The 20,958-nt window shown below is 61.9% G+C and carries 17 protein-coding genes; 9 read left to right on the forward strand and 8 right to left on the reverse strand.

The annotated features are described in order from the left end of the window. Positions 1-39 precede the first annotated feature (39 nt). The 7 genes from B8784_RS14610 (at position 40) to B8784_RS14640 (ending at position 10,840) form a co-directional block, all read left to right on the forward strand. Complete coding sequence (locus tag B8784_RS14610) at positions 40-909, forward strand: methyltransferase domain-containing protein (RefSeq protein ID WP_158085695.1); 870 nt, start codon at positions 40-42, stop codon at positions 907-909. Between the two features lie 438 nt (positions 910-1,347). Further along, positions 1,348-3,930 (forward strand): methyltransferase domain-containing protein, encoded by a 2,583-nt coding sequence (locus B8784_RS14615; protein ID WP_158085696.1) that lies wholly within the window; start codon positions 1,348-1,350, stop codon positions 3,928-3,930. Beyond that, the gene (locus tag B8784_RS14620; protein WP_084398677.1) at positions 3,931-6,066 is read left to right on the forward strand and encodes a glycosyltransferase family 4 protein; all 2,136 of its coding nucleotides are present in this window, start codon (positions 3,931-3,933) and stop codon (positions 6,064-6,066) included. A 66-nt stretch (positions 6,067-6,132) separates the two neighbouring features. Next, a complete protein-coding gene (locus tag B8784_RS14625; protein ID WP_084398678.1) occupies positions 6,133-7,674 on the forward strand; it encodes a B12-binding domain-containing radical SAM protein in 1,542 nt (513 codons plus the stop codon). A 12-nt stretch (positions 7,675-7,686) separates the two neighbouring features. Next, positions 7,687-8,595, forward strand: coding sequence for an aldo/keto reductase (locus tag B8784_RS14630; RefSeq protein ID WP_084398679.1), 909 nt, complete (start codon positions 7,687-7,689; stop codon positions 8,593-8,595). Next, positions 8,585-9,490 carry an ABC transporter permease gene (locus B8784_RS14635; protein ID WP_084398680.1) on the forward strand — a complete coding sequence of 302 codons (906 nt, stop codon included), beginning with the start codon at positions 8,585-8,587 and terminating at the stop codon, positions 9,488-9,490. Before B8784_RS14630 ends, B8784_RS14635 begins: the two co-directional genes overlap by 11 nt. Positions 9,491-9,499: 9 nt before the next feature. Beyond that, on the forward strand, positions 9,500-10,840 hold the full coding sequence (locus B8784_RS14640; RefSeq protein ID WP_084398681.1) for an ABC transporter ATP-binding protein: 1,341 nt from the start codon (positions 9,500-9,502) through the stop codon (positions 10,838-10,840). Positions 10,841-10,858: 18 nt separating this feature from the next. Here B8784_RS14640 and B8784_RS14645 read toward each other — a convergent pair whose 3' ends face one another. From B8784_RS14645 to B8784_RS14655, 3 genes are all read right to left on the reverse strand, one after another. Continuing rightward, positions 10,859-11,602, reverse strand: a complete 744-nt coding sequence (locus B8784_RS14645) for a hypothetical protein (protein ID WP_084398682.1) — start codon at positions 11,600-11,602, stop codon at positions 10,859-10,861. Between the two features lie 119 nt (positions 11,603-11,721). Then, on the reverse strand, positions 11,722-12,609 hold the full coding sequence (locus B8784_RS14650) for an N-acetylneuraminate synthase family protein (RefSeq protein WP_084398683.1): 888 nt from the start codon (positions 12,607-12,609) through the stop codon (positions 11,722-11,724). Between the two features lie 70 nt (positions 12,610-12,679). Then, entirely contained in the window at positions 12,680-13,831 is a 1,152-nt protein-coding gene (locus B8784_RS14655) for a glycosyltransferase family protein (protein ID WP_084398684.1), read from the reverse strand. A 165-nt stretch (positions 13,832-13,996) separates the two neighbouring features. Here B8784_RS14655 and B8784_RS14660 point away from each other — a divergent pair, with 165 nt between their 5' ends. Beyond that, positions 13,997-14,872, forward strand: a complete 876-nt coding sequence (locus B8784_RS14660; RefSeq protein WP_084398685.1) for a glycosyltransferase family A protein — start codon at positions 13,997-13,999, stop codon at positions 14,870-14,872. On the opposite strand, the gene B8784_RS14665 is transcribed toward B8784_RS14660, so the two are convergent. Then, complete coding sequence (locus B8784_RS14665; protein ID WP_084398686.1) at positions 14,869-15,816, reverse strand: DUF2793 domain-containing protein; 948 nt, start codon at positions 15,814-15,816, stop codon at positions 14,869-14,871. The two genes, B8784_RS14660 and B8784_RS14665, sit on opposite strands and share 4 nt — an antisense overlap. Positions 15,817-15,974: 158 nt before the next feature. Here B8784_RS14665 and B8784_RS14670 point away from each other — a divergent pair, with 158 nt between their 5' ends. Beyond that, on the forward strand, positions 15,975-17,147 hold the full coding sequence (locus tag B8784_RS14670) for an acylneuraminate cytidylyltransferase (protein WP_084398687.1): 1,173 nt from the start codon (positions 15,975-15,977) through the stop codon (positions 17,145-17,147). A gap of 36 nt (positions 17,148-17,183) precedes the next feature. Here the strand turns inward: B8784_RS14670 and B8784_RS14675 are convergent, their stop codons facing one another. The 4 genes from B8784_RS14675 to B8784_RS14690 form a co-directional block, all read right to left on the reverse strand. Beyond that, positions 17,184-18,050 (reverse strand): FKBP-type peptidyl-prolyl cis-trans isomerase, encoded by an 867-nt coding sequence (locus B8784_RS14675; RefSeq protein WP_084398688.1) that lies wholly within the window; start codon positions 18,048-18,050, stop codon positions 17,184-17,186. An 87-nt stretch (positions 18,051-18,137) separates the two neighbouring features. Further along, on the reverse strand, positions 18,138-19,352 hold the full coding sequence (locus tag B8784_RS14680; RefSeq protein WP_143435535.1) for a threonine ammonia-lyase: 1,215 nt from the start codon (positions 19,350-19,352) through the stop codon (positions 18,138-18,140). A gap of 101 nt (positions 19,353-19,453) precedes the next feature. Next, positions 19,454-20,071, reverse strand: a complete 618-nt coding sequence (locus B8784_RS14685) for a histidine phosphatase family protein (RefSeq protein ID WP_084398689.1) — start codon at positions 20,069-20,071, stop codon at positions 19,454-19,456. Continuing rightward, a complete protein-coding gene (locus B8784_RS14690; protein WP_084398690.1) occupies positions 20,071-20,886 on the reverse strand; it encodes a 3-deoxy-manno-octulosonate cytidylyltransferase family protein in 816 nt (271 codons plus the stop codon). Before B8784_RS14690 ends, B8784_RS14685 begins: the two co-directional genes overlap by 1 nt. Between the last annotated feature and the right edge of the window lie 72 nt (positions 20,887-20,958).

Consider the following 20,958-nt stretch of genomic DNA (forward strand, 5'->3'; position numbering starts at 1 on the left):
TCGCTGTCAGGTCCACTCCCAAAACGCGCCGAGGTGATAATGTCCAGACTTCCTGAAGCTAGAGACTTGGCTATGTCGCTGCCATGGATCGAGCAGGATCATCTGATGCGGGAAATACTTGAGAAGCTGGAAAAAGACTCTCAGTGGAGACTGGGGGGCATCCGTATCCGCGAGACATTTCAGAAATGGGTCGTGCTGGCTGAGAAGCATCTGGACCATCCACCGCGCAAAGTCATGGATTTCGGGGCAGGTATGTACCATCCTTTGGCAAATGTCGCCCGGTTCCGCGTTCTCTACGGTTCGGATGGCGTGGGGGTCGAACTCGACCCGCGTTTCCTGCCCAAGCGGGCCGCGAAATGTCTTGCTGACACGCTTTTCGAAGCTTGGCTGGAAGGTGATGCCGAGGCACGGGAGCGGGTTCAGGCATTCGATATGAAAGCCCTGAAAGAAGGCAAGTGGCAGGACAAGCCTGCCCAGGGTATCGAACGCTTTATTGACGATGTCCGCGAGCTCGATGAGGATGGCTTCGACTTCGTGTTCTCGCAAAGTGTAATGGAGCATGTCGACGAATTCGAAAACGTCATTGCGGCCTTGTCCAAGCGAACGACGTCCGGGGGCGTTCATGCGCACGTCATCGATATGCGCGATCACCGTTCATACTATCGCCCGGATGCTACGCCTTGGTCGTTCCTGTGTGAAGACGATCCGGACGGTCCTTTCTGCAATCGCCTGCGGGCCTCGGAAATCGTCGAGATTTTCAAGCGGCAGGGCTTTAAGGTGATCACCATGACGCCCCAGGAAGAGAAGTTGCCCGACCAGTTGAGGAAGAAACTGATTCGCCGGTTCTCAAAGCTCTCCGACCGTGACCTTTACACCACAGGCATGCGTCTCGTGGTGCGAAAAGTTTGAGTTTCAGATTGAATGAGCGCCGAAAACTGCCGGGATTGCAGAACCTGACTGACCTGACCTTGTTCTCCCAGCGCGAAAAAAGTTATTCTTCCGCGGCCGGCGCGTATGGCGCTGGTTAATAGGTATCTTTGTCAGGGAATTAACAGGCATTTCGCAACTCTGCGCTAGTCTACTGGTTTCTAATGGCAGTGCCGGAATGTGATCTGGGTGACGTCGATGTCGGTAAAGTACAAATGCTATCTGTGCGGGAAAGATTGTTCCGTTGTTCAGCAGAGCGTCGAGTTTGGCGTCCCTGTCTACCGGTGCGACACGTGTTCCCTGATCCAGACCGAATCCTTGCCGGAGGTGTTCTTGGACGGCCCCTATGCGTCGAGCTACTCCTCGGATCGCAAGGCACATGTCTCGCAAGATTATCTTGATTCCGCCAGGCAGCGAGGCTTGGAGCAGCGCGCCTTTGTCGAGAAGTTGACGGGTGCTGGCGACTTCCCGGCCGTTCTCGATTTTGGTGGCGGTTTTGGCGGCGCGCTGGCGGCTTTTCCGGAGAGCGAGCGTTTTATCTATGAGATGGACCCGCTCGCTCGAGAGCATCTCGAAACGCTCAAGGGTGTCGAGGTGCTTGGGCCTGAGCTGTTCGAGGATGAGGCGTTTAAGGGACGTTTCGACCTGATCATCCTGTCTCATGTGCTAGAGCACATGCGTGATCCCCTCTTCGAGCTTGAGCGGCTGCAGACTATGCTGAAGCCCGAGGGGTATCTCTTCCTGGAGGTGCCGACCGAGGATGAAACGGTTATCCGCCTCCAGCTTGAAAACATGAAGCCCGGTCTTGGACATCTCTTCCACTTTGAACAGAAGACATTGAAAAAAATGCTCGCCAAGGCGAAAGGCTTCGATCTGGTGGGCAATGAGCAGTGCGGGGTTTCCCGTGTCTCCTTCTATGAAGGTCTGGAGAAGATGGCGTTTGGGATCGACCAGAATCCCGATGGCATCTGGCTGCGCGCCGTCATGCAGCGCAAGGTGCGTGCCGTTACACCGGCGCCCAAGGCCCGAAAGTCAGCCATTTCCCCGGTTGTGGCCGAAAGCCTGTTCAACGCCCGTCGGCGAGAACTGGAAATGCTGACAGCCATGCGCAAGACGTACAGGGAGCTCGCGAGTTTTATCCGGGAGAACGTCCCTTCGGCGGAGCGCGTGATCGGGCTTGACCGGAAAGGATATGAGAAACTCTTTTTCATGAGCGAAAAGGCTCGAAAAGAACTGGAAAACCAGCGGAAGCAGGCCTCTCAGTTCTTGGCGGGCACGAAAGCCGTGGAAGAAGCGGTTCGGCGTGAGCGCGAGGCCCTCAAAACGAACAAGAATTGGGCCGAAAAGGAGCTTGCCAAAGCCAAGACGCAACTGGATGAAAAGCTCGTAGGCGAGCAGAAGCGGCGTGAGACGGTCGAGAAAGAGCTCCAGGAGAGGGAAAAGTCATATTACGCTCTGGAAGAACAGAATGCCGGCCTCCAATCTGAGAATGCGATGCTGGCAAAGGAGGTCCAGAGGCTTGAGGACAAGCAGCGGGGCAAGGTTAGCATCCTGAAGGCTGACCTCGAGCGCGAGCGCAGCAAGGTGCAGTCGCTGAATGACGAGATGGAGATCAAGAACGATCTCTATCGCAAGGAAGTGGCGGAATACTATTCCCGGCAGTCGGAGGAATATTCGCGTCAGCTCGAGACCTCCAGGGTGCGCTTCGAGGACAACATGCTCGGATATGAGCGGGCTCTTGAAGAGGCCAATGCGAAGATACGGCGGCTGGCGACCGAGTATACCGGGCTGCTGACCCTCCTGCAGGATGTCGAGCAATCGACCACTTTCCGCGTCGGTTCGGCCATCACGCTGCCTCTGAGATATATCAAGACCGGCAAGGCGGCGCTTCGCCAGTCCCTCCTTACCCCGCCATCCCAGGACGAACTGGACCGCCGGTCTGCACCCGTAAAGCCGGTCCTTCCGGTTGTGACGGGCAAGCCCGCTTCGCCCGCACCGAACAAAGACAAGAAGCTAGCCGCCAAGGAAGTGGCCAAGCCTGCCATCCTGCCAACGATGTCTGCGGAAATTTTAGAGGAAGAAAAACTCGAGCAGGCCCGGCTCGTGGCGCGCAAGGTGGCGAATATGCGCGAGTTCTACGAGAAGAACGGCTTCGCCATCGTCCGAAATGTCCTGACCGAACGCGAAGCGAATGGGCGGGCCAAGCAGTTCAAGTCCGACCTCGTGCCGGATCCCATGCCGGAGGCGGGGCATACGACGAAGGATGTCGCGGCGATGTATCCGCCGGCCCAGGAGTATGTCTTTGATCCGCGCGTGCTGGCGGCGGTTCGCGGCTGCCTCGGCAACGATATCCGGTTCCTGCAATGGGCCACATACCAGCTCAACCACATGTCCTTCCCCTGGCATCGCGACGGGGGCTACCGGACCTTCAATGTCGGGCTGGACTGGGACGAGAGCCAGCACAAGTACAGCGTCGCCAAGATCATCCTGTACTTCGAGTGCAAGAACTTCTCGATGGGGGTCTATCCCAGGTCGCATCGCGAGGATATCGACCGCACTCGGATTTCGAAGAAGCTCGCCGATCATGAGTTTGTGAGCATTCACAACCAGAGGCCGGGCGTGCTTCTGGACAACAAGCCCTATCTCGCTCCCGTCAAACCCGGTGATGCCCTGATCTTCGATCAGCGCCTCTTCCATTGCGGGCGTCTGACCGACGTCCTGTCCGGCGAATTCACTGAGGAGATCAAGGACGACAAGTCGTTCCTGTCCCTCATATACGGGGCCGATAACCCGCATTCCTCGCGGTTCTATTCCTACTTCAATCATGAACGGGATTTCGGGGTGCGGCCGATGCAGAAAAGCCTCGTTGACCGTCTCGAGGCGGCAGGGCTCTACCTCTCGACAGGTCAGGAAAACTATTTTGACGCGCATCCCGAACAACGCGAAGGCTTGTGGCTGCCGGAACAGAAACGCCAAACGGCAGAGTTCGTGGGAGGCAAGTAGATGAGAGAGGTTCGCTGGTCCGGTCTGCCCGACCATGTCCTTGCGGGGGAGCTGTCATACCTCGCCGAGCGCAACCATCTGCCGCTCGCCATCATCGGGCCGGGGCCGACGATCAACGATATCGATCCGTCCCATATTCCCGACGAGGTCATCCGGTTCCGCATGAACATGTTCTTCACCGAGCCGACACCGCGTTTCGGCGAGCGTGTGGACGGCTATTTCTGGGCCAACGACCTCGACGTTATGTACGAGCTGATGCAGTCGACCCACGAGAACAAGGTCTATGACTACAAGCTCTTCTTCACGCCGAACGAGATCAGGCCGGAGCGCCCCTCCGGCAAGGCCATTGCCGACAAGTGCCGGAAGATCCTGCATCCGCGTTATGACCATTGGTGGCTGATCGGGCATCATCCCGACGTCGTGCGCAACATGCTGCTGCGCCCGCTTCCGACACAGACATTCCAGGCCGTGGCGACCGCCCTCATCCTTGGCTTCCGGGAGATTCACCTTGTCGGGATCGACATGTACCGCAACAAGGGCCAGCGCTACGCGCACGACTATTCCGAGGACATCAAGTCCCGGCTTGCCGAGAAGCACAGAAAGCCGGGCTACGAGCCGACCGCGCATTCCGAGCGCCGGGATCTCGCCTTCCTGTCGCACCTGATGAAGACCTTCCCGGATGCGAAGATATACAATGCGTCCTCGGTATCCCCGCTGAAAGATGTCCTGCCTGATTCGCCGATCATGCATGGCACGCCGATCGAGGTTCCGAGCGGCCCGATCGTCCCCCGTCCGACAGGTGGCCTGATCGACCCGCAGACTGAAGTGCAACGTCTGAGCGCCGAAGTGGCGGCCTTGCGGTCAAGCCGGTCGTTCCGGGTGGGGCAGGCCATCTTCAAGCCGGCGGCCAAGATGAAACAGGGCCTGGAAGGCTTGAGAAGCCTTCCAAAACGCCGGGAGTCCGACGCAGATCCCGCAAGGGTTCGGGCCAATGGGGTGCCGGCGCCGTCGCTGGACAGCCCGGCGCCCAAAGGGCCGGCGCGGCCTGTCCTCGCCAAGGCTGGCGCCGCTGCCGCCAGTGCCCTGCCGCCGGCTGTGGCAAAGAAGCCGGTCCTGGCAGCCTCCGAGGTGGAGCTGCTGGCCATCTGTCACGAAACCTCGTCGAAGACCGGCGGCTATCGCCCGATCAAGAACTATGTCGAGGAAACGCGGGCGGCCGGGCGCGACACGGTGCTGCTCGACCTTCGAAAGACGGATCCCTCGCAGCAGGCGCATGTCCCGTTCCCGAAGGCCAAGAAGACGATCATCAATTCCATTGCCGCCTTCGAGTGGAAGGCGGTGAACGACTTCCTGGCCGCGAAGCCCGACAATGTCTTCCTCTATCTCCACGAGATGGACTGGATCTTCGAGCGCATCCAGAGAGAACAGCCAGAACTCTACAAGAACATCGTGAAGGGCGTTCAGTCCTATCCGGTGCTATGTGTCTCGAAGCTGCAGCAGGACTATATCGAGCGGACCTTCTCCCCGCCTTACACGAAGCTGGTCTACAACGTCGCCTCCGACGGCAATCTCGATCTCTCAATGGTCCGGAAGGGGCCGGAAGACACAGGCGGCGAGAAGACCATCCTGATGGTGGGCACGATCCAGCGCCGGAAGGGGCCGGAACTATTCGGCCAGGTCGCCGACCTCGCCAAAGAAAAGGGCCTGCCCTACCGTTTCATCTGGGCCGGTCACCAGACCGAGCCTGTCGGTGAGCTTTCGGAAAATGTCGAGTGGATTGGCCACCAGCCGGCCGACAAGCTGCAACAGCTTATCCGGCAGGTCGACCGTTTCATGCTCACGTCCTGGGATGATCCGTTCCCGCTTTCGTGCCTGGAGGCGCTGAGCTGGGGCGTGCCGATTGTCAGCTATCACTACAGCGGCGTCTGCGAGATCATCGAAGGTATGCCGGGCTGCGGCGTTTTCCATACCCGTGAGCCCGGCGAGGTCCTGAAAGAGCTCCAGCGTGCAATCGGCGATCCGGCTGATCACATGCGGTTGTTTTTTCATGCCCGGCCTTTCATCGACTGCAATCACTTTATAAGGTTTCTCGACGAAGCGACGGCCAGTGCGCCGAGTACCCCTGTCATGGCATGAACCGTCAAGCGGGTTGGGGCCAACCACTCTCAATGTTTCATGATATACGCCGAAGGAGGCGAGTGAATGGCGAAGATCCTCTTCATCAACCCCAACAAATGGGGCCGAGGCATCACGGCGATCTGGATTCCGGCCCATGCCGGCCTGCTCCGGGAGAAGGGACACGAGGTCGAACTGTTCGACGCCACCTTCTATACCGAGTGGACCGTGGATGAGATCGGCTACAATACCCAGAACGGCCAGTACAAGCCGACCGACTACAAGAGCCACATCACCTATAATGATGGCTCGGTGGTCGAAGACCTCAAGGCGAAGGTCGCGGAGTTCAAGCCGGACATCATCTTCTGGTCGGCCATCTCTTCCCACATCCACGGGGAAGGCGAGTATGTGAACATCCAGTACGGCTATGAACTGGCCGAACTGTTCAAGGACGATGCGCTCCTGGTGACGGCGGGCCTGCAGGCCACGGCCGCGCCGAAGGATGTGCTCTCAGGGCTGTCGGCCATCGACATCCTGATCCGCGGCGAGTCCGAGAAGGCGCTCGGCGAGATTGCCGACGCGATCGATGCCAAGAAGAACAGTTTCGAGGCGATCAACGGCCTCGCGATCAATGGACCGGAAGAGGTCAAGACGACCCCGCCCCAGCCCATCCTGCGCGACCTCGATGAACTGCCGGCCTACGACTATTCGCTGTTCGAGCCGCAGACCTTCTGGCGCGCCTATAATGGCGAGGTGGTGAAGGCCGTCGATTATGAGATGTCGCGTGGCTGCATCTATGCCTGCGAGTATTGTGTCGAGACCGTGATCCAGAGCTATTACGGCTTCGACAAGACGACGCGGTCCGGGGCCATCCAGCGCGCGCCGGAATACCTGCGCAGCAAGTCGCCGCAGCGGATCATGGAAGAGATGACGCGCCTGCACAAGGAGCAGGGCGTCACGCTTTTCCGCTGCCAGGATACCAACTTCCTGACGATCACGCGCTCGACGCTGACCGAGCTGGCCGAGCTGATGGATGCCAGCGATCTCGACATCAAGCTCTATATCGAGACGCGTCCCGAAGGCATCAACGAGAAGACGATCGACCTGCTGAAGAAGCTCAAGGTCGATGGCATCGGCATGGGCGTCGAGCTGTCCACGCAGGATTTCCGCGAAGACAAGCTGCGCCGTTTCGCCTCGCAGGACCGCATCATCAAGGCGTTCCAGGTCCTCAAGGAGGCCGGCATCAAGCGCACCTCCTACAACATTATCGGCCTGCCGGATGCTGACGAAGAATCCATCAAGAGCACGATCGAGTTCAATCGCCTGATTGATCCGGACAATGTGACGGTGGCCTTCTATTCGCCCTATCAGGGCACGGCCCAGCAGAAGAAGGGCAACGAGCTCGGCTATTTCGACGAGTACGAATTCCACGTCGACGGCCAGCTGCGCACGATGAGCCACGACACGCTGGTCGATCCCGACACGCTTTGCTTCTACAAGGCGAAGTTCAAGGATCTCGTCGAGCATGGTCTGGACGACCTCGAGGCCATGAAGGCGGAGTATTTCCGCGAGCAGGCCGCGCAGGACGGCGGCGTCGGCGCTTCCACGCCGAAACGTGTGAGCGCATAGGGACCAGTTTCGATGACATTGACGAACAAGATCGTGATCGGCACCTGGCCGCTGAGTGGTGATTTCGGCGTACGCTCCCTGGCCGATATCGAGACCTGCATCACCCGGGCCATGGATGCCGGGATCCGCAGTTTCGACACGGCGCCCAATTACGGCCTCGGCTTCGCCGAAAGCGCGCTGGGCATGGTTCTGGCCGGCGAGGACGACGTGCAGGTCTTCACCAAGTGCGGGAACGTGCCTTTCGTGGGCAAGGATTTCTCGCCGGACGCGCTGGAAGCCTCCATCGGCAATTCGCTGAAACGCCTGAAGCGCGATAGCATCGAAGGCGTCTTCCTGCACAATCCGCGGACCGAGGTCGAGGATTACGAGCCCGTGATCGAGCGTCTCGAGGCGCTGAAGGCAAACGGCGTCGTCAACCAGATCGGCCTCAGTGGTGCGAAGGGATATGACTATTCCGCCGTGCCGGAAGGTCGGCTGGACATGTTCCAGCAGGATGCCAACCTGCTCTATCTCAAGGAGGCCGATGGCGCACGGCCGCGCTTCAGGACCTTCTTTGCCCGCTCGCCGCTGGCGACCGGGATGCTGTCGGGCCGGCTGTCGGAAAACTCGACCTTCCCGCCGGACGATCACCGTTCGGGGTGGCTGAAGGGCGAGCGCCTGTCTTCTATCGTCAAGCGTGTGGAAGCCATTGAGAGCGTCCTGCCGGACGGCATGAGCGTGCCGTCTGCGGCCCGGCGCTTCCTGATGCACCATCCTTCCATTGACCGCGTCATCTGCGGCGTTGGCCGCCCGGAACACCTGGGCGGCCTTATCGAGGATGCTTCGGCCGGCCCGCTGCCGGAAGAGGTGATCAACGCCCTGGTGGCCCTGCACGACCGTGACTTTGATCGGCCGGCCGGGGAGGCGGGGCTTGGCTACTGATCTTTCCGCGGACAAGGAAGAGCGGGGCCGGGAAGACGCGGCCAAGGCCCGGTCCGGGCGCTCCATTGTCTACAGTCCGGGCTATCGGGCCCGCAGCGGCCCGATAGAGGCGATTTCCGCCTATGCGCGGGAAATCCGGCGCGACCGCTGGCAGGTCTGGATGAACTTCCTCAGGAAGTTCAAATCCTCCTACAGCACGACCTTTGCCGGCATGTTCTGGGCCTTTGCCCTGCCACTCGTGCCGATCGGCGCCTATACGCTGCTGGCGACCATGCGGGTGGTGTCGACGACCGATGACATGTCGCACCTGGTCTATATCGCCCTCGGGGTGACGCTGTATGCCTATGTCACCGCGCCGATCGAGCAGACCATGGCTGCGCTCAAGAGCGACAAGGCGCTGCTGTCCTCGACCCATATCGGTGTGTTCTCCGTCATTCTCGGACGGTTCGGTACGGTCGTGTTCGAGACGCTGGTCCGCCTTGGCCTGATCGCGATCCTGATGGTGTTCTTCGGAGGGTATCCGACGCACTGGTGGTCGGCAGCCTTCCTTCCGCTGCTGGGCGTGGTCTTCCTGTCATCGCTCGGCGTCGGCCTGCTACTGGCGATTTTCAATGCGGTGGCGGCCGACGTGGAGAAGGTGGTCAGCGTTATCCTGCGGTTCGGGGTCTTCTTTTCGGCGGTCTTCTTTCCCATGCCGCAGGGCGGGCTCTCCGGCCAGTTGACCGATTTCAACCCGATCCACACCTATGTGAACGGGCTCAGGACCCTGCTCGTCAAAGGCTATCTGCCGGATCCTGCCGTCATGGCCTGGACCGGAGGCCTTGGCATGGTGATCTTTCTTGTGGCGATTACCCTTTTCTACAGGGCCGAGCCGCATCTGCGAGCCTCGGGATAGGCGGGCGCCATGACCGAAGCATCGAACGACGTCATTCTGAAGGCCTCCGGAGTCTACAAGAAATTCGGGCGCAGCAACCTCGTCGCCCGGCGCCAGCTAGCGGCACGCCTCGGGGCTGTCCTGACGGGCCGGTCTGCCCGGCACAAGCGTATCCGGACAGGGGATTTCTGGTCGCTCCAGGACATCAATCTCGAAGTGCAACGCGGTGAGGTTCTCGGGGTGATCGGACTCAACGGGGCGGGCAAGAGCACGCTGCTCAGGGTCCTCTATGGCCTGATGGCACCGGACCTCGGCGAGATCGAGGTGAATGGTGAGACCGGCGCGCTGATCGAACTGGGGGCCGGGTTCGAGACAAGCCTCTCGGGCCGGGAGAACGTCTTCATCAAGGGGGCCCTGATGGGCCGGTCGCGGCGCGAGATGGAAGAGATGTTCCCGGCCATTCACAAGTTTTCCGAGCTCGGGGACTTCATCAATTCGCCGATCTCCGGCTATTCCTCCGGCATGCGCCTGCGGTTGGCCTTTGCCATCGCATCGACCATAACACCGGATCTCCTTCTGCTCGACGAGATCGTTTCGGTGGGTGATTTTAGCTTCAAACAGAAATGCCGAAGCCGCCTCAATGAGATGTCGGAACGCGCCGGCGTCGTCTTTGCCTCGCATTCGATGAGCGACATCCGGTCGATGTGCACCAAGGCCATCGTGCTCCAGAAGGGCCAGATCATGTTCCGTGGCGAACCCGATCTCGCCATCGACTTCTATACCGACATGCAGGCGCAGATCGAATCCAAGCGCGTCGCCCCGGCTCGCAAGGAACCGGAAAAGGCGCCCCCGAAAGAGCCCGCGAAAGCGGCTTCGCCGGCGAAGACGCCCGACAGTCCCGAAGCCAACATCATCAAGGACACACGTTTTGGCGTGATCGCGATGGACCGCAAGAAGGTCTCGCGCGCCGACCATTACTGGAAAATGGATGGCAAGCCCGCCAACGTCCTCGATACGTGCAAGCCGGCCTCCTTCCATTTCGAGATCGAATGCCTGGAGACCATCCAGGATATCGAGATCGGCCTGATGATCTGGGATGAAAAGGGCAACAAGCTCGCCCCGATCACGACCGAGTTCGTCCAGCCCGACCGCCTGCGGGAGGCCTCCGGCAAGGTAAAGGGCGAAGTTTCCCTGCCCCAGTTCTCGCTGGTGCCCGGCCGCTATGTCACCACGATTGCCATTTCCGAAAAGGGTCTGCTCCTCTACCGGAATGTCCTTGAGGAAATCAGCGTCGTTTCGAGCGCACGCTCCATCGGCGTGGTGCGCCTGCCTGCGGAATGGAAATTCGGAGACGACGCCGACGTCGCCTGATGACGACCGGCCTCCTGCTCAGGCCTGATCGTATCCGAAGCGCTTCAGCGCGTCCTTTTCCAGCTCGAGCATCTTCTCGACCTGTCGTTCAGACCAGTCGGTCCGCAGGGTCTGGGACTGGTTTTCATGTTTTTCGCCGGGCGGCCGTTTCAGCCCGTATTGCTCGCACAGCGATCCGAACCCGGCATACAGGTTTTCCATTTTCAGAACATGGTCGACGGCGAATGTCCCGGAGCTCTGGCCGAAATACTCATCGTACATGCTGGAAACGAAGCCCGGCTGGTGGCTGATCACATTGTCGATAAAGGTGCTGAAGGAGGGGGCATGGCAGGGCGCGATGCGCCGCAGCGGATGCCAGACCCCTTCGCCGATCCATGTGTCGAAGTTCGGCCGGCCGTCCGCGTCCAGCGTCTCTTCCCGGTCCGTGACTTTCGGGCTCAACAGGTAGCGCCACCAGGATTCATACCATGTCAGCGGGTGCCGGACCGTTGCAAAGGAGACGTCGTAAACGTCGTCCACTTCATGTAGGCGGCAGTGCTTGATGTCGGATTTCGCATTGAGGCGGGCGGTCGCGACACATCCCGGATAGGCCGAGCGCCAGAGATGCGCCGCACTCGTGCCGCCGCATTTGGGAATATGCAGGAAATAGAGAATGGCCGGGCGGTTCGCCTGCCGCCGGGCCTGGGCCTCCTGCATGCGCAGGTCCCGTGGGAGCTCGCGCGAGGTTTTCAGGCTTTCGATATCGGTGACGAAGAGGGGCATGCGGGTCCTCCGTGAAAATCAGGCGTCGGGCCTCTGGCTCACTGTACAGGCAGGAATGCAAAAAGAGCCGGTCAGAAGGGCTGACCGGCTCTCGAAGGCGGATGGATCCGCGGAAAGCATCAAACCGAAGCCGGTTCGCCCCATTTCAGCTTGCGGCGCGTCTCGATCTCGATAGGCAGAAGCTCTTCGGCCTTGTAGGTCATGCCGTCGGCGACAAGGTGAAGGTCGCGAACCAGCTTGCGCAGACCGTCGGGCTCGAGCGAGGCGGCGTGGTCGGTGCCCTTCCAAGTGCGGTCGAGCGTATAGTGGCGTTCGATCCATTCCGCGCCGAGCGTGTAGGCGGCGACATCGAGGGCGATGCCGAGATGGTGGCCGGAAAAGCCGATGGCTTCCACCCGGTCATCGAACTTATTCTTCAGGCGCGTGATTTCGAAAAGGGCAGTCTGGTCCGCCGGGACCGGATAACCGGACGTGCAGGCGTAGAGGAGAAGATCCTTGTTGCGGCCTTTCTTCTCGAAGAGCTGGACGATGTCCTCTTCTTCTTTCTGCGTCGTCATGCCAAGCGAAAGCTGGATCTTGCCCTTGAACTCATCGCACAGGACGCCGAGCATTTCGAAATGGAGGTTGGAGGCGGACGGGACTTTCAGGAATTCGGGCTGGAGAGACGCCATTTCGCGCGCCGAGGTGACATCCCAGACCGAGGTCGAATAGCCGATGCCGGTTTCCGCGCAATGGTCCATCAGCTCCCTGTGCTGGTCCACGGTGAATTCGAGATACTCACGGTGGGCCCCGTAAGTGTCGCCATACGCGTTGCTCGGCACGGGGTGGGGCGCATCATACTGGTCGGGCGGAAGCAACTCCCGGTTGTTCCGCTTCTGGAATTTCACGAAATCTGCGCCACAAAACACTTTGGCGATGGAAATCATTTCCTTGGCGATTTTTATATCGCCTTTGTGATTACAGCCGATTTCGGCGACTACCTTTGGGGCTTGCACATCGCGCTCCATATTGTTCTCAGACTTTACTCCGATATCCCAAGTCGGGTGACGGATACAACCATACAATGCCGTCATCTAGCTATGCCTGAAGCGCAGACATGAAGGCTTTGTCACCGGCCAGAAGAAGGTGGTCCTCAAGGGGTTCACCGCCTGTATTTGCCGGAAAAGTGCCGGAATTCCGGAAGGTTTCGAGGGCCTGTTCGACGCGGTGGCTTGCCGAACAGTTTTTTATCAGGGGGTGATGAAACGCCGGCATGACGTCCAGCGCCCCACAATCACAGAATATGACGGGTATCCCTGTGGCCAAGCACGATATGAACGCTGTGGAGGAGACGGTCACCGCGACGTCCACCGCCATGTCGAGCTTCTCGGGCAGGCGCTCGCGGCCGGCAATCAGGACCTTCTTGCCGGCGGCCGCTTCAATATCGCCCACTTCCGGCTCCGGCTGGGAGGGGTGGAGCTTGACCGTCAGCTCGTATGCCGACAGCGCCCGGATGAGGGGTAGGTAACGCTCATCCCAGTCGCTGCGGTCCATACGCCCGTAGCGCAGGAAGCACTGGTCGAGAAAGAGGACCCGCAGGGGCTGTCCGGGATCGGGTGCGGCATAGCCCGTTTGCAGGCTGGCAGGCCGCAGGAGCGGGCCTGTCACGTGGATTGCGCCGGGGGGGATGCCCCATTGCTGCCTGAGCCGCGTCTTCATGGCTTCCCCGAAGACCAGCGCCTTGTCGGGCCGTGTGATGCCGAAAAAATGATTTCTGTAGAGGAGCCTGTTCAGCAGGACGCGGCGGCGTGGACGCGGCGTCGTGAGAGGTAACCGGTCCAGCCGCGCGGTGAGCGGCCACAGCCAGCGGCGGGCGCCGAAACTGCGTCGGGTGTCGAAGGTCAGGTATCCATCCTGGACCAGCGTCCGCGGAACGCCCATGGCCTTCGCCGCCATGCTGACGGCCTGCGCCGTCCAGCCCTGGTCCTGGAACTGGAGGAGCTGGCGGCCCTCCAGCATCTCACGCGCGACCTCCTGGGCCAGCACCCACGCGGTCCCGGGGGACTGGCCGGCCGGGGCGGGGAGCAGCGTCACCGGGATGTTCAGTCTGGCGAGCCGGTCAAAGGTCCCGGTCGCCAGGACATGCTCGATACCGGCTATGCCGCGGTCGAGCATGGCCTCGATCATTGCGGCATGCGTGTCCGATTCGCAGAAGGCGACGACATGTTCGAGAGGGCGGTCAGAGGGCATGGTTCAGCTTCGCTTGGTCGGCATCGAGGGCGACGGTCCGGCGGAAGGCCAAGGTGGCGATTGCCGGACGCGGCGGTGTCTGCTTCTTGCTACACTGGTTTGACAAATCGGCAATTGCTGTCTCATTCCTGCAGACGGCCTTGTTGATAGAGGGATTCCCGCCCCATGGCGCCAATCGATACGCTTGTGGTCACGCGCACACGCAACCGGCCGGCTTTCCTGCGCCGGGCTGCCGAGAGCCTCTGCGCGCAGACGCATAACGCCTTTGCTTGGGTCATCGTCAATGATGCAGGCGAGCGCGAGCCGGTCGATGCTGTCCTGGAAACGCTTCCTGAGACCCTGAAAGCCGAAGTCATCCATCTGGACGAGAATGCCGGCATGGAGGCGGCGGGAAACATCGGCATGCGCAGCCGGTTGGGCGAGGGCGCCGACTATGCAGCCCTTCATGACGATGACGACCGCTGGGCGCCGGACTTCCTTGTCCGCATGACGGGGGCCCTGTCGTCAAAACCGGACCTGGCAGGCGTGGTATGCGAGTGGCAGGAAATCCTCGAGACGGAGGCCGGGGGGGCGATCACGCCGAAAAGCGAGGGCGCGGCCCAGTCAGCCGGCGCACTCACCCTTCCGCGCCTGGCCGTACGTAACCGCTTTCCACCCATAGCCCTGCTCTTTCGCAAGACGGCCTGGGAGGCTGCCGGCGGGTTCAACGAGACGCTGCCCGTCCTTGGAGACTGGGATTTCAACTTGCGCCTCCTCCTGCAGGGCGACCTTGCCAGCCTGGAGGAGACGCTGGCCTATCAGCATGTCCGCGAACAGGCTTCCGGCACCACGGCCAACTCCATCACCGGGGCGCGGGACCTGCACAAGGCAATGCGCACGCACCTCATCAATCATCATGTGCGCCAGGATATCGAAGCCGGCCGGCCTGGGTTGGGCGCCTTGCTGGCGCAGGCCGATATCCTCGAGGACGGGTTGGCGCGAACCTCGCTGAAAGCCCGCGTGCAGCGGCTTCTCGGCCGCTCCGGCGAGACCGCGAACTAGCAGAAGAAGAAGTACCGGAAGGTCTGGGCCGAGCCGAACCGGTTCTCGATCCAGAGACTGTCCGTGACCGCCCCGACATTCAGCTGCACATCCGCGCCTGTGGTGCCCGAAAGCGCCTGGTCGGGATAGAGGCCGAGCTTGCCGCCATTGGCGAGCGCAAGGAGGCCCGGAGTGGTGCCGGTGTCGAAGCAGACAATGCCGGAATAAGAGACCTGCGGAAATGTTTCCGAGAAGAGCGCGATCGCCATCATCCCTCCGGCGGCAGGCGGAACGACAAGCACAGCCGCATCATCTGCGATCATGACTTCTCCGGAATGCAGGCCCGTCGCGAGGGTTTCGCCTGTCTCCGACTTCACCGTCAGCCCGGTTGTCCAGGCCGACCCGTCGGCGCTGACCTTGACGCTGAAGGCGTCGTCGCCGGTCAGGCCGATTTCGGCACGCGCGCTATAGCCGGTCTGGAAGACCAGGCTTGCCGTATCCGGCGTGTCAGCCTTGTTGACCGTCAGGCGATGGCCGTCGCCTTCATGGGTGAACAATGCGGCGGGCGCGCTCACCGCCAGGCGGTTCGTCGTGTCGGGCGTGGCGTTGATGCCGAGAAGGGCCGGCTGGTCGAGCGCGCCCTGCGCCGTCCAGTCAGCGCCGCTCCAGACGCGCATCTGCTGGTCATCGCGGATCCAGGCCTGCCAGCCGGCCTCCGGCACAAGAAAATCCCAGGCGCCATCATACCAGGCTGCGACCTCTCCGGCGTGCCCGGTCCAGGTGCCTTGCGGGGCCGGGCCGACAATATAACGCGCGCCCTCGGCTGGGGCGGAGGGCGGCTCCGGCTGAATGGTCTCCACCGCGAGCTGGACCAGCGCGTCGAGGCGCTTCAGGCTCTCGTTCAGGGTGACATGTTTCTGGGCCTGGTTCTGTTGCAGGTAAGGCAGGAGAAGATTGGGTGTCATGGCGGCTATTCCCGTTCGGTGTCGGATAACTGCGCACAGGATAGTTGACGGCCCTTCCGGTCGGATATCTACAGGGGCAGGGTCGGCACCGGCTGGCCGAGGTCCGTGCCGCTACAGGCAATGTCGCGAAATCCAGGCGACCCGCAGGGAGAAGAAGTGTGAAAACTGTGGCAATCATCCCCGCCCGCGGTGGGTCCAAGGGCATTCCCGGAAAAAACCTGAAGCCGATCCGCGGCCGCTCGCTCCTGCGCCGTGCCGTCGAGGCGGCAAGCGGCGCTTCCAGCGTGTCGGAGGTCTATGTCACATCCGACGATGAGACGATCCTGGCCGAAGCTGCGCAGAGTGGAGCGAAGACGATCCGGCGGCCGGCAGATCTGGCCAATGATACCGCCAGTTCGGAAGCCGCTCTCCTTCACGCCATTGGCGTCATCGAGGAGAACGGCGAAAGCCCTGACATTATCGTTTTCATGCAGTGCACCTCGCCCTTCGTGCAGGCTGGCGATGTCGAAGGCGTCGTGGCGCCGCTGAAGCAAGGCGACGCCGACTGCGCGCTGACGGTCACGCCCTTCCACGGTTTCCTATGGAGGCCCGAGGGCAAGGGCGTGGAGCCTGTCGGCCATGAAAAGGAGCATCGGCCAAGACGCCAGGACCGTGACCCGGCCTTCCTCGAGACCGGCGCGGTCTATGCGATGAAGGCCGAGGGGTTCAAGGCGGCCCGGCACCGCTTCTTCGGTACTGTTGCCCACCACGTTGTGGAGCCCCGGCGCTCCGTTGAAATCGATGAGCCGCTCGACCTCTCCATCGCCGAAGAAATTGCCAACGAGATCGAGACTGCCGGCGTGGAGGATATCTTCCCCGAAAAGGTCTCCGCCCTGCTGCTCGACTTCGATGGCGTCCTGACCGACGACTGCGCCATCGTCGATCAGGACGGCAAGGAGGCGGTCAGGGTCAGCCGCTCGGACGGGATGGGGATCGAGCGCCTGAAAAAGCACACCGATATACAGGTGTCCGTGGTGTCGAAGGAGACCAATCCCGTTGTCGCTGCGCGCTGCAGGAAGCTCGACGTTCCGTGTGTGTACGGCGTCGAGGACAAGGTCGCCAATGTCACCGCCTGGTCGAAGGAAACCGGCATTCCGCTCTCGGAAGTCGTTTTCGTTGGCAATGACCTGAACGACCTGCCGCTTTTCGCGCTTGTCGGGCTTGCCGTCACGCCCAGCGATGCCTTCGAGCCGGTCCGCAAGTCCGCCGGCCTCGTCCTGGACAAGCCCGGCGGGAAGGGGGCCGTGCGCGAGATCTGCGAACGCCTGATCGCGCGCCGGACGGAGACCTAGGGCGGCACGCCTTGATGGTCTGCCTGCTGTGGCCGGCTATTCGCCTTGCAGCACGTCGACGAGTTCGACCTCGAAATCGAGGTCGCTGTTGGGCGGGATGGCGCCGGGATAGCCGCGTTCGCCATAGCCAAGCGCGGAAGGAATGTGGATCAGCCAGCGGTCACCGGGCTTCATCATGGTGAGCGCTTCCTTCCAGCCGGGGATAACCTCGCCCGGCTTGAACATGATCGGCTCGCCACGCTGAAAGGCGCTGTCGAATACCTCGCCGTTCTCGGCGAAGCGGCCTTCATAGTAGACGACGGCGGTATCGCTCGGCGTTGGGCTCTTGCCGCTTTCATCGCCGCTTTCCAGCACGACATATTCGAGGCCGGAATCGGTCTTCTGAACGTCCTCATTGGAAGAGTCCCACGGGGTATATTCGCTCCAGGCTTCCGCATCGGCCGGTTTCGGCTCGAAGACCTTCTGCAGCTGCACCCGGAAGACGAGATCGTCACCCGGCTTGATCTTGCCACCGGGGCGCGGGCTGTCGCCATAGCCGAGCCGGGAGGGGATGTAGAAGATGTATTCGTCGCCCTCCGACATGAGCTGCAGGCCCTGCGTCCAGCCGGGAATGACCTGGCCGACGCCAAAGATGGCCGGGCGCTTGGAGTCGAAGTTCCCGTCGAACACCGTGCCGTCGGGCAGCCGGCCCTCATAGAAGACCTGCACCGTGGAATCGATCTCCGGGGAAGGGGCGTCTTCCGGGCCTTCCTCGACGACGAGATATTGCAGGCCGCTATCGGTTTCCTGCATCTCCTGGGCCTCCGGGTCCCAGGGGAAGTAGCTCTCGAAATCAGCCGAAGTCTGCCCGCCGCAGGCGGCAAGGGTCAGCGCGATGAGGGCGGTCGATAGACGTCTGAACATGGGGCGCGTGCCTCCTGCAATCCTCAATTCCGGCGCGAGCCTAGATAGGCCGTCACGCGCTGTCACGATGTCCCGCGCAGGCCGGCCCTAATTCTGACGGGGCGGATAGCCGGCCTGGGCAAGCGCGTCGATGATTTCCTGCGTATGCTGGGCGTCGCGGGTTTCCATCAGGATGTCGAACTCCGCGCCCTTGGCCGGCACGTCGAGCGCGATCCGGTTATGGGCGACTTCCATGATGTTGGCGCCATTGTCGCCGATGATCTTGGAGACCAGCGCCAGCAGGCCCGGCGTGTCATCGCCGATGATGCGGATATTCGACAGCCGCTTTTCGCGCACCAGCGCGCGTGTCAGCACCGAGGCGAGCAGGCGAGTGTCGATATTACCGCCGCACAGGATCAGGCCGACCTTCTTGCCGGCAAAGCGCGACGGATGGGCGAGCAGGGCGGCGAGCCCGGCGGCGCCGGCGCCTTCGGCAATCGTCTTCTCGACATCGGCAAACAGGGTGATGGCGCGTTCGAGATGCTCTTCCTCGACCAGGACGATGTCGTCGACCAGCGCGCGGACCACCTTGCTGGTCAGCTCGCCGGGCTCCTTCACCGAGATGCCCTCGGCAATGGAAGCACCGCCAACCTTGGCCTCGCGGCCCTGCATTCTTGCATACATGGCCGGGTACATGGCCGCCTGCACGCCGATGACTTTCGTTTCCGGGCTGATCGCCTTCGAGACCGTCGACATGCCGGAAATGAGCCCGCCGCCGCCGATCGGCACGACGAGGACATCGAAGTCCGGCTTGTCTTCGTACATTTCGAGCGCCGCTGTGCCCTGTCCGGCCATGATGTCCGGGTCGTCGAACGGGTGGATCCAGGTCAGCCCCTCGCGCTCGCGCACCTTTTCGGCATAGGCCTTGGCCTCGTCGAACGTTTTGCCTTCCAGCAGCACGCGGGCGCCGAAGGCGCGGGTATGCTCGACCTTGTTGAACGGTGTGGTGACGGGCATGGCGATGGTCACCGGGATGCCCAGCCGGCGGCCGTGATAGGCAACGCCCTGGGCATGGTTGCCGGCGGAGGCGGCGATGACGCCAACGGACTTTTCCGCATCGGTGAGGCGGGCGAGCTTGTTCAGCGCGCCGCGCTCCTTGAAGGCGGCGGTGAATTGCTGGTTCTCGAATTTGACCCAGACGTCCGCCCCCGTGATTTCGGACAGGGTGCGCGACTTGCGCAGCGGGGTGCGCTCAATCTGGCCGTCGAGAATCCGCGCAGCATCCTTCACGTCTTCAAGGCTGATCGGCAGTGTCTCGGTCATTGTATCCTGTCCTGTCTACGGGCGCGGCGGACCCTATGCCTGCGGGGAAGCCGGGGCAAGCCATGGCCCGTGCGATTTTGCAGGACTGGCTTGAAGGCCTGTCAGGGGCGGACGTTCCAGGCCGCGATATGTGGCGTCCGGCCCGGCAAGACCTCGAGCACGCCATACGCGCCGGTCTTAAGCTTCAGGTCATGGGCCTCTTCGAAAGGCGCGCCGCCAGCGAGAAGGGCAAAGCGCGCAATACCATTGCTCGTGACGACAAGGGCTGGATCCTGGTTCCCGCGGCGGGCGAGATAGGTGAACAGGTCCTGCCAGGCGCGCATCAGCATGTCCGGATCGACAATCCAGCCCGGCGGCGGGACGCCACGCTCTTCCCAGGCCTTGAGAGCGTCTTCCCCGATGCGGGCGATGACGTCCTCTTCCGGCTTGTTCTCGTCGGGGCCGTAATCGATCTCGCGCAGAAAGTCGGCGATCTCGATCAGTGGCGGCCGGGCCTGGCCTTCCATGATGATCTCGGTCGTCTCGCGCGTGCGCCGCAGCGGGCCCGTAATGGCGTCGGTAAAGGCGAGGCCCTCTTCGGCGAAATGACGCGCCAGCGCTTCGGCCTGAGCCGTACCCGAGCGTGAGAGGGGCAGGTCGGTGCGGGCGCCCACACGGGTCACGGTGTCGCCGGAGTCGAATGTGTTGCCGTGGCGGACGATGTAAAGCGTGCGGGCCATTAGCTCGGGGCCTCCATCGGGTCGCCATGGCGGGCGATGAGGGCTTCAGCATAGCTCGCATCTTCCGGCGTATCGACGCCCCACATGGCATTGTCGCCCGGCTCGACAGCGACGGTCTGGATCGTCATGCCGTTCTCAAGGAAGCGCAGCTGCTCAAGGCCTTCCAGCTGTTCGTAATGACCGACCGGCAGGCTGGCGAAGCGCTCCAGCGCGTCCATGCGGTAGCCGTAAAGTCCGATATGCCGGAACACCGGCGAGAGCGGATCGCTCTGGCGCAGGGCTGCTTCCTTGCGGATCGCCGGGATCACCTGTTTCGAGAACCAGAGGGCGCGGCCGTCGGCTGTGCGGATACAGCTCGTCCCGCTGAACGGTTCGCGCGTCTTCTGGTCACGCACCAGGTCGAGGGCGGCCCAGTCGAGCTGGATGACGGGGGTGACGACATCGGTCTGGCTCGTCTCGGCGGCCTCGATGAGGGCGTTCAGATAGGCCGGCGGCGTGAAAGGCGCATCGCCCTGCAGGTTGAGCACGAAATCCGGGGCTTCACCGAAGCCCCGCGCGGCCGCGAGCGCCCGGTCTGTGCCGGAGGGCAGGTCCGGATCGGTCATCACGACGGGCGCGCCGATTTCCTTGGCATGCGCTTCGATCTCATCGTGATCTGTCGCGATGACATAGGCCACATCCGGGCGGGTCTCAGCGGTGCGCCGGGCAATGTCGGCGACGCGCGCGACCAGCGTATGACCGGCGATCTGATGCAGGGGCTTCGCCGGGAAGCGTGTGGAGCCGTGGCGGGCCGGGATGACGATGAGGGTCTGCATGCGCTGAAAAATACATCCGCTATAAGTGTCTAGCTCTGTGGGCTCTGTGTCCGACAGCGTCAAGTTGCAGCG

It is taken from the genome of Henriciella aquimarina, assembly GCF_002088975.1.
Lineage (GTDB): Bacteria > Pseudomonadota > Alphaproteobacteria > Caulobacterales > Hyphomonadaceae > Henriciella > Henriciella aquimarina.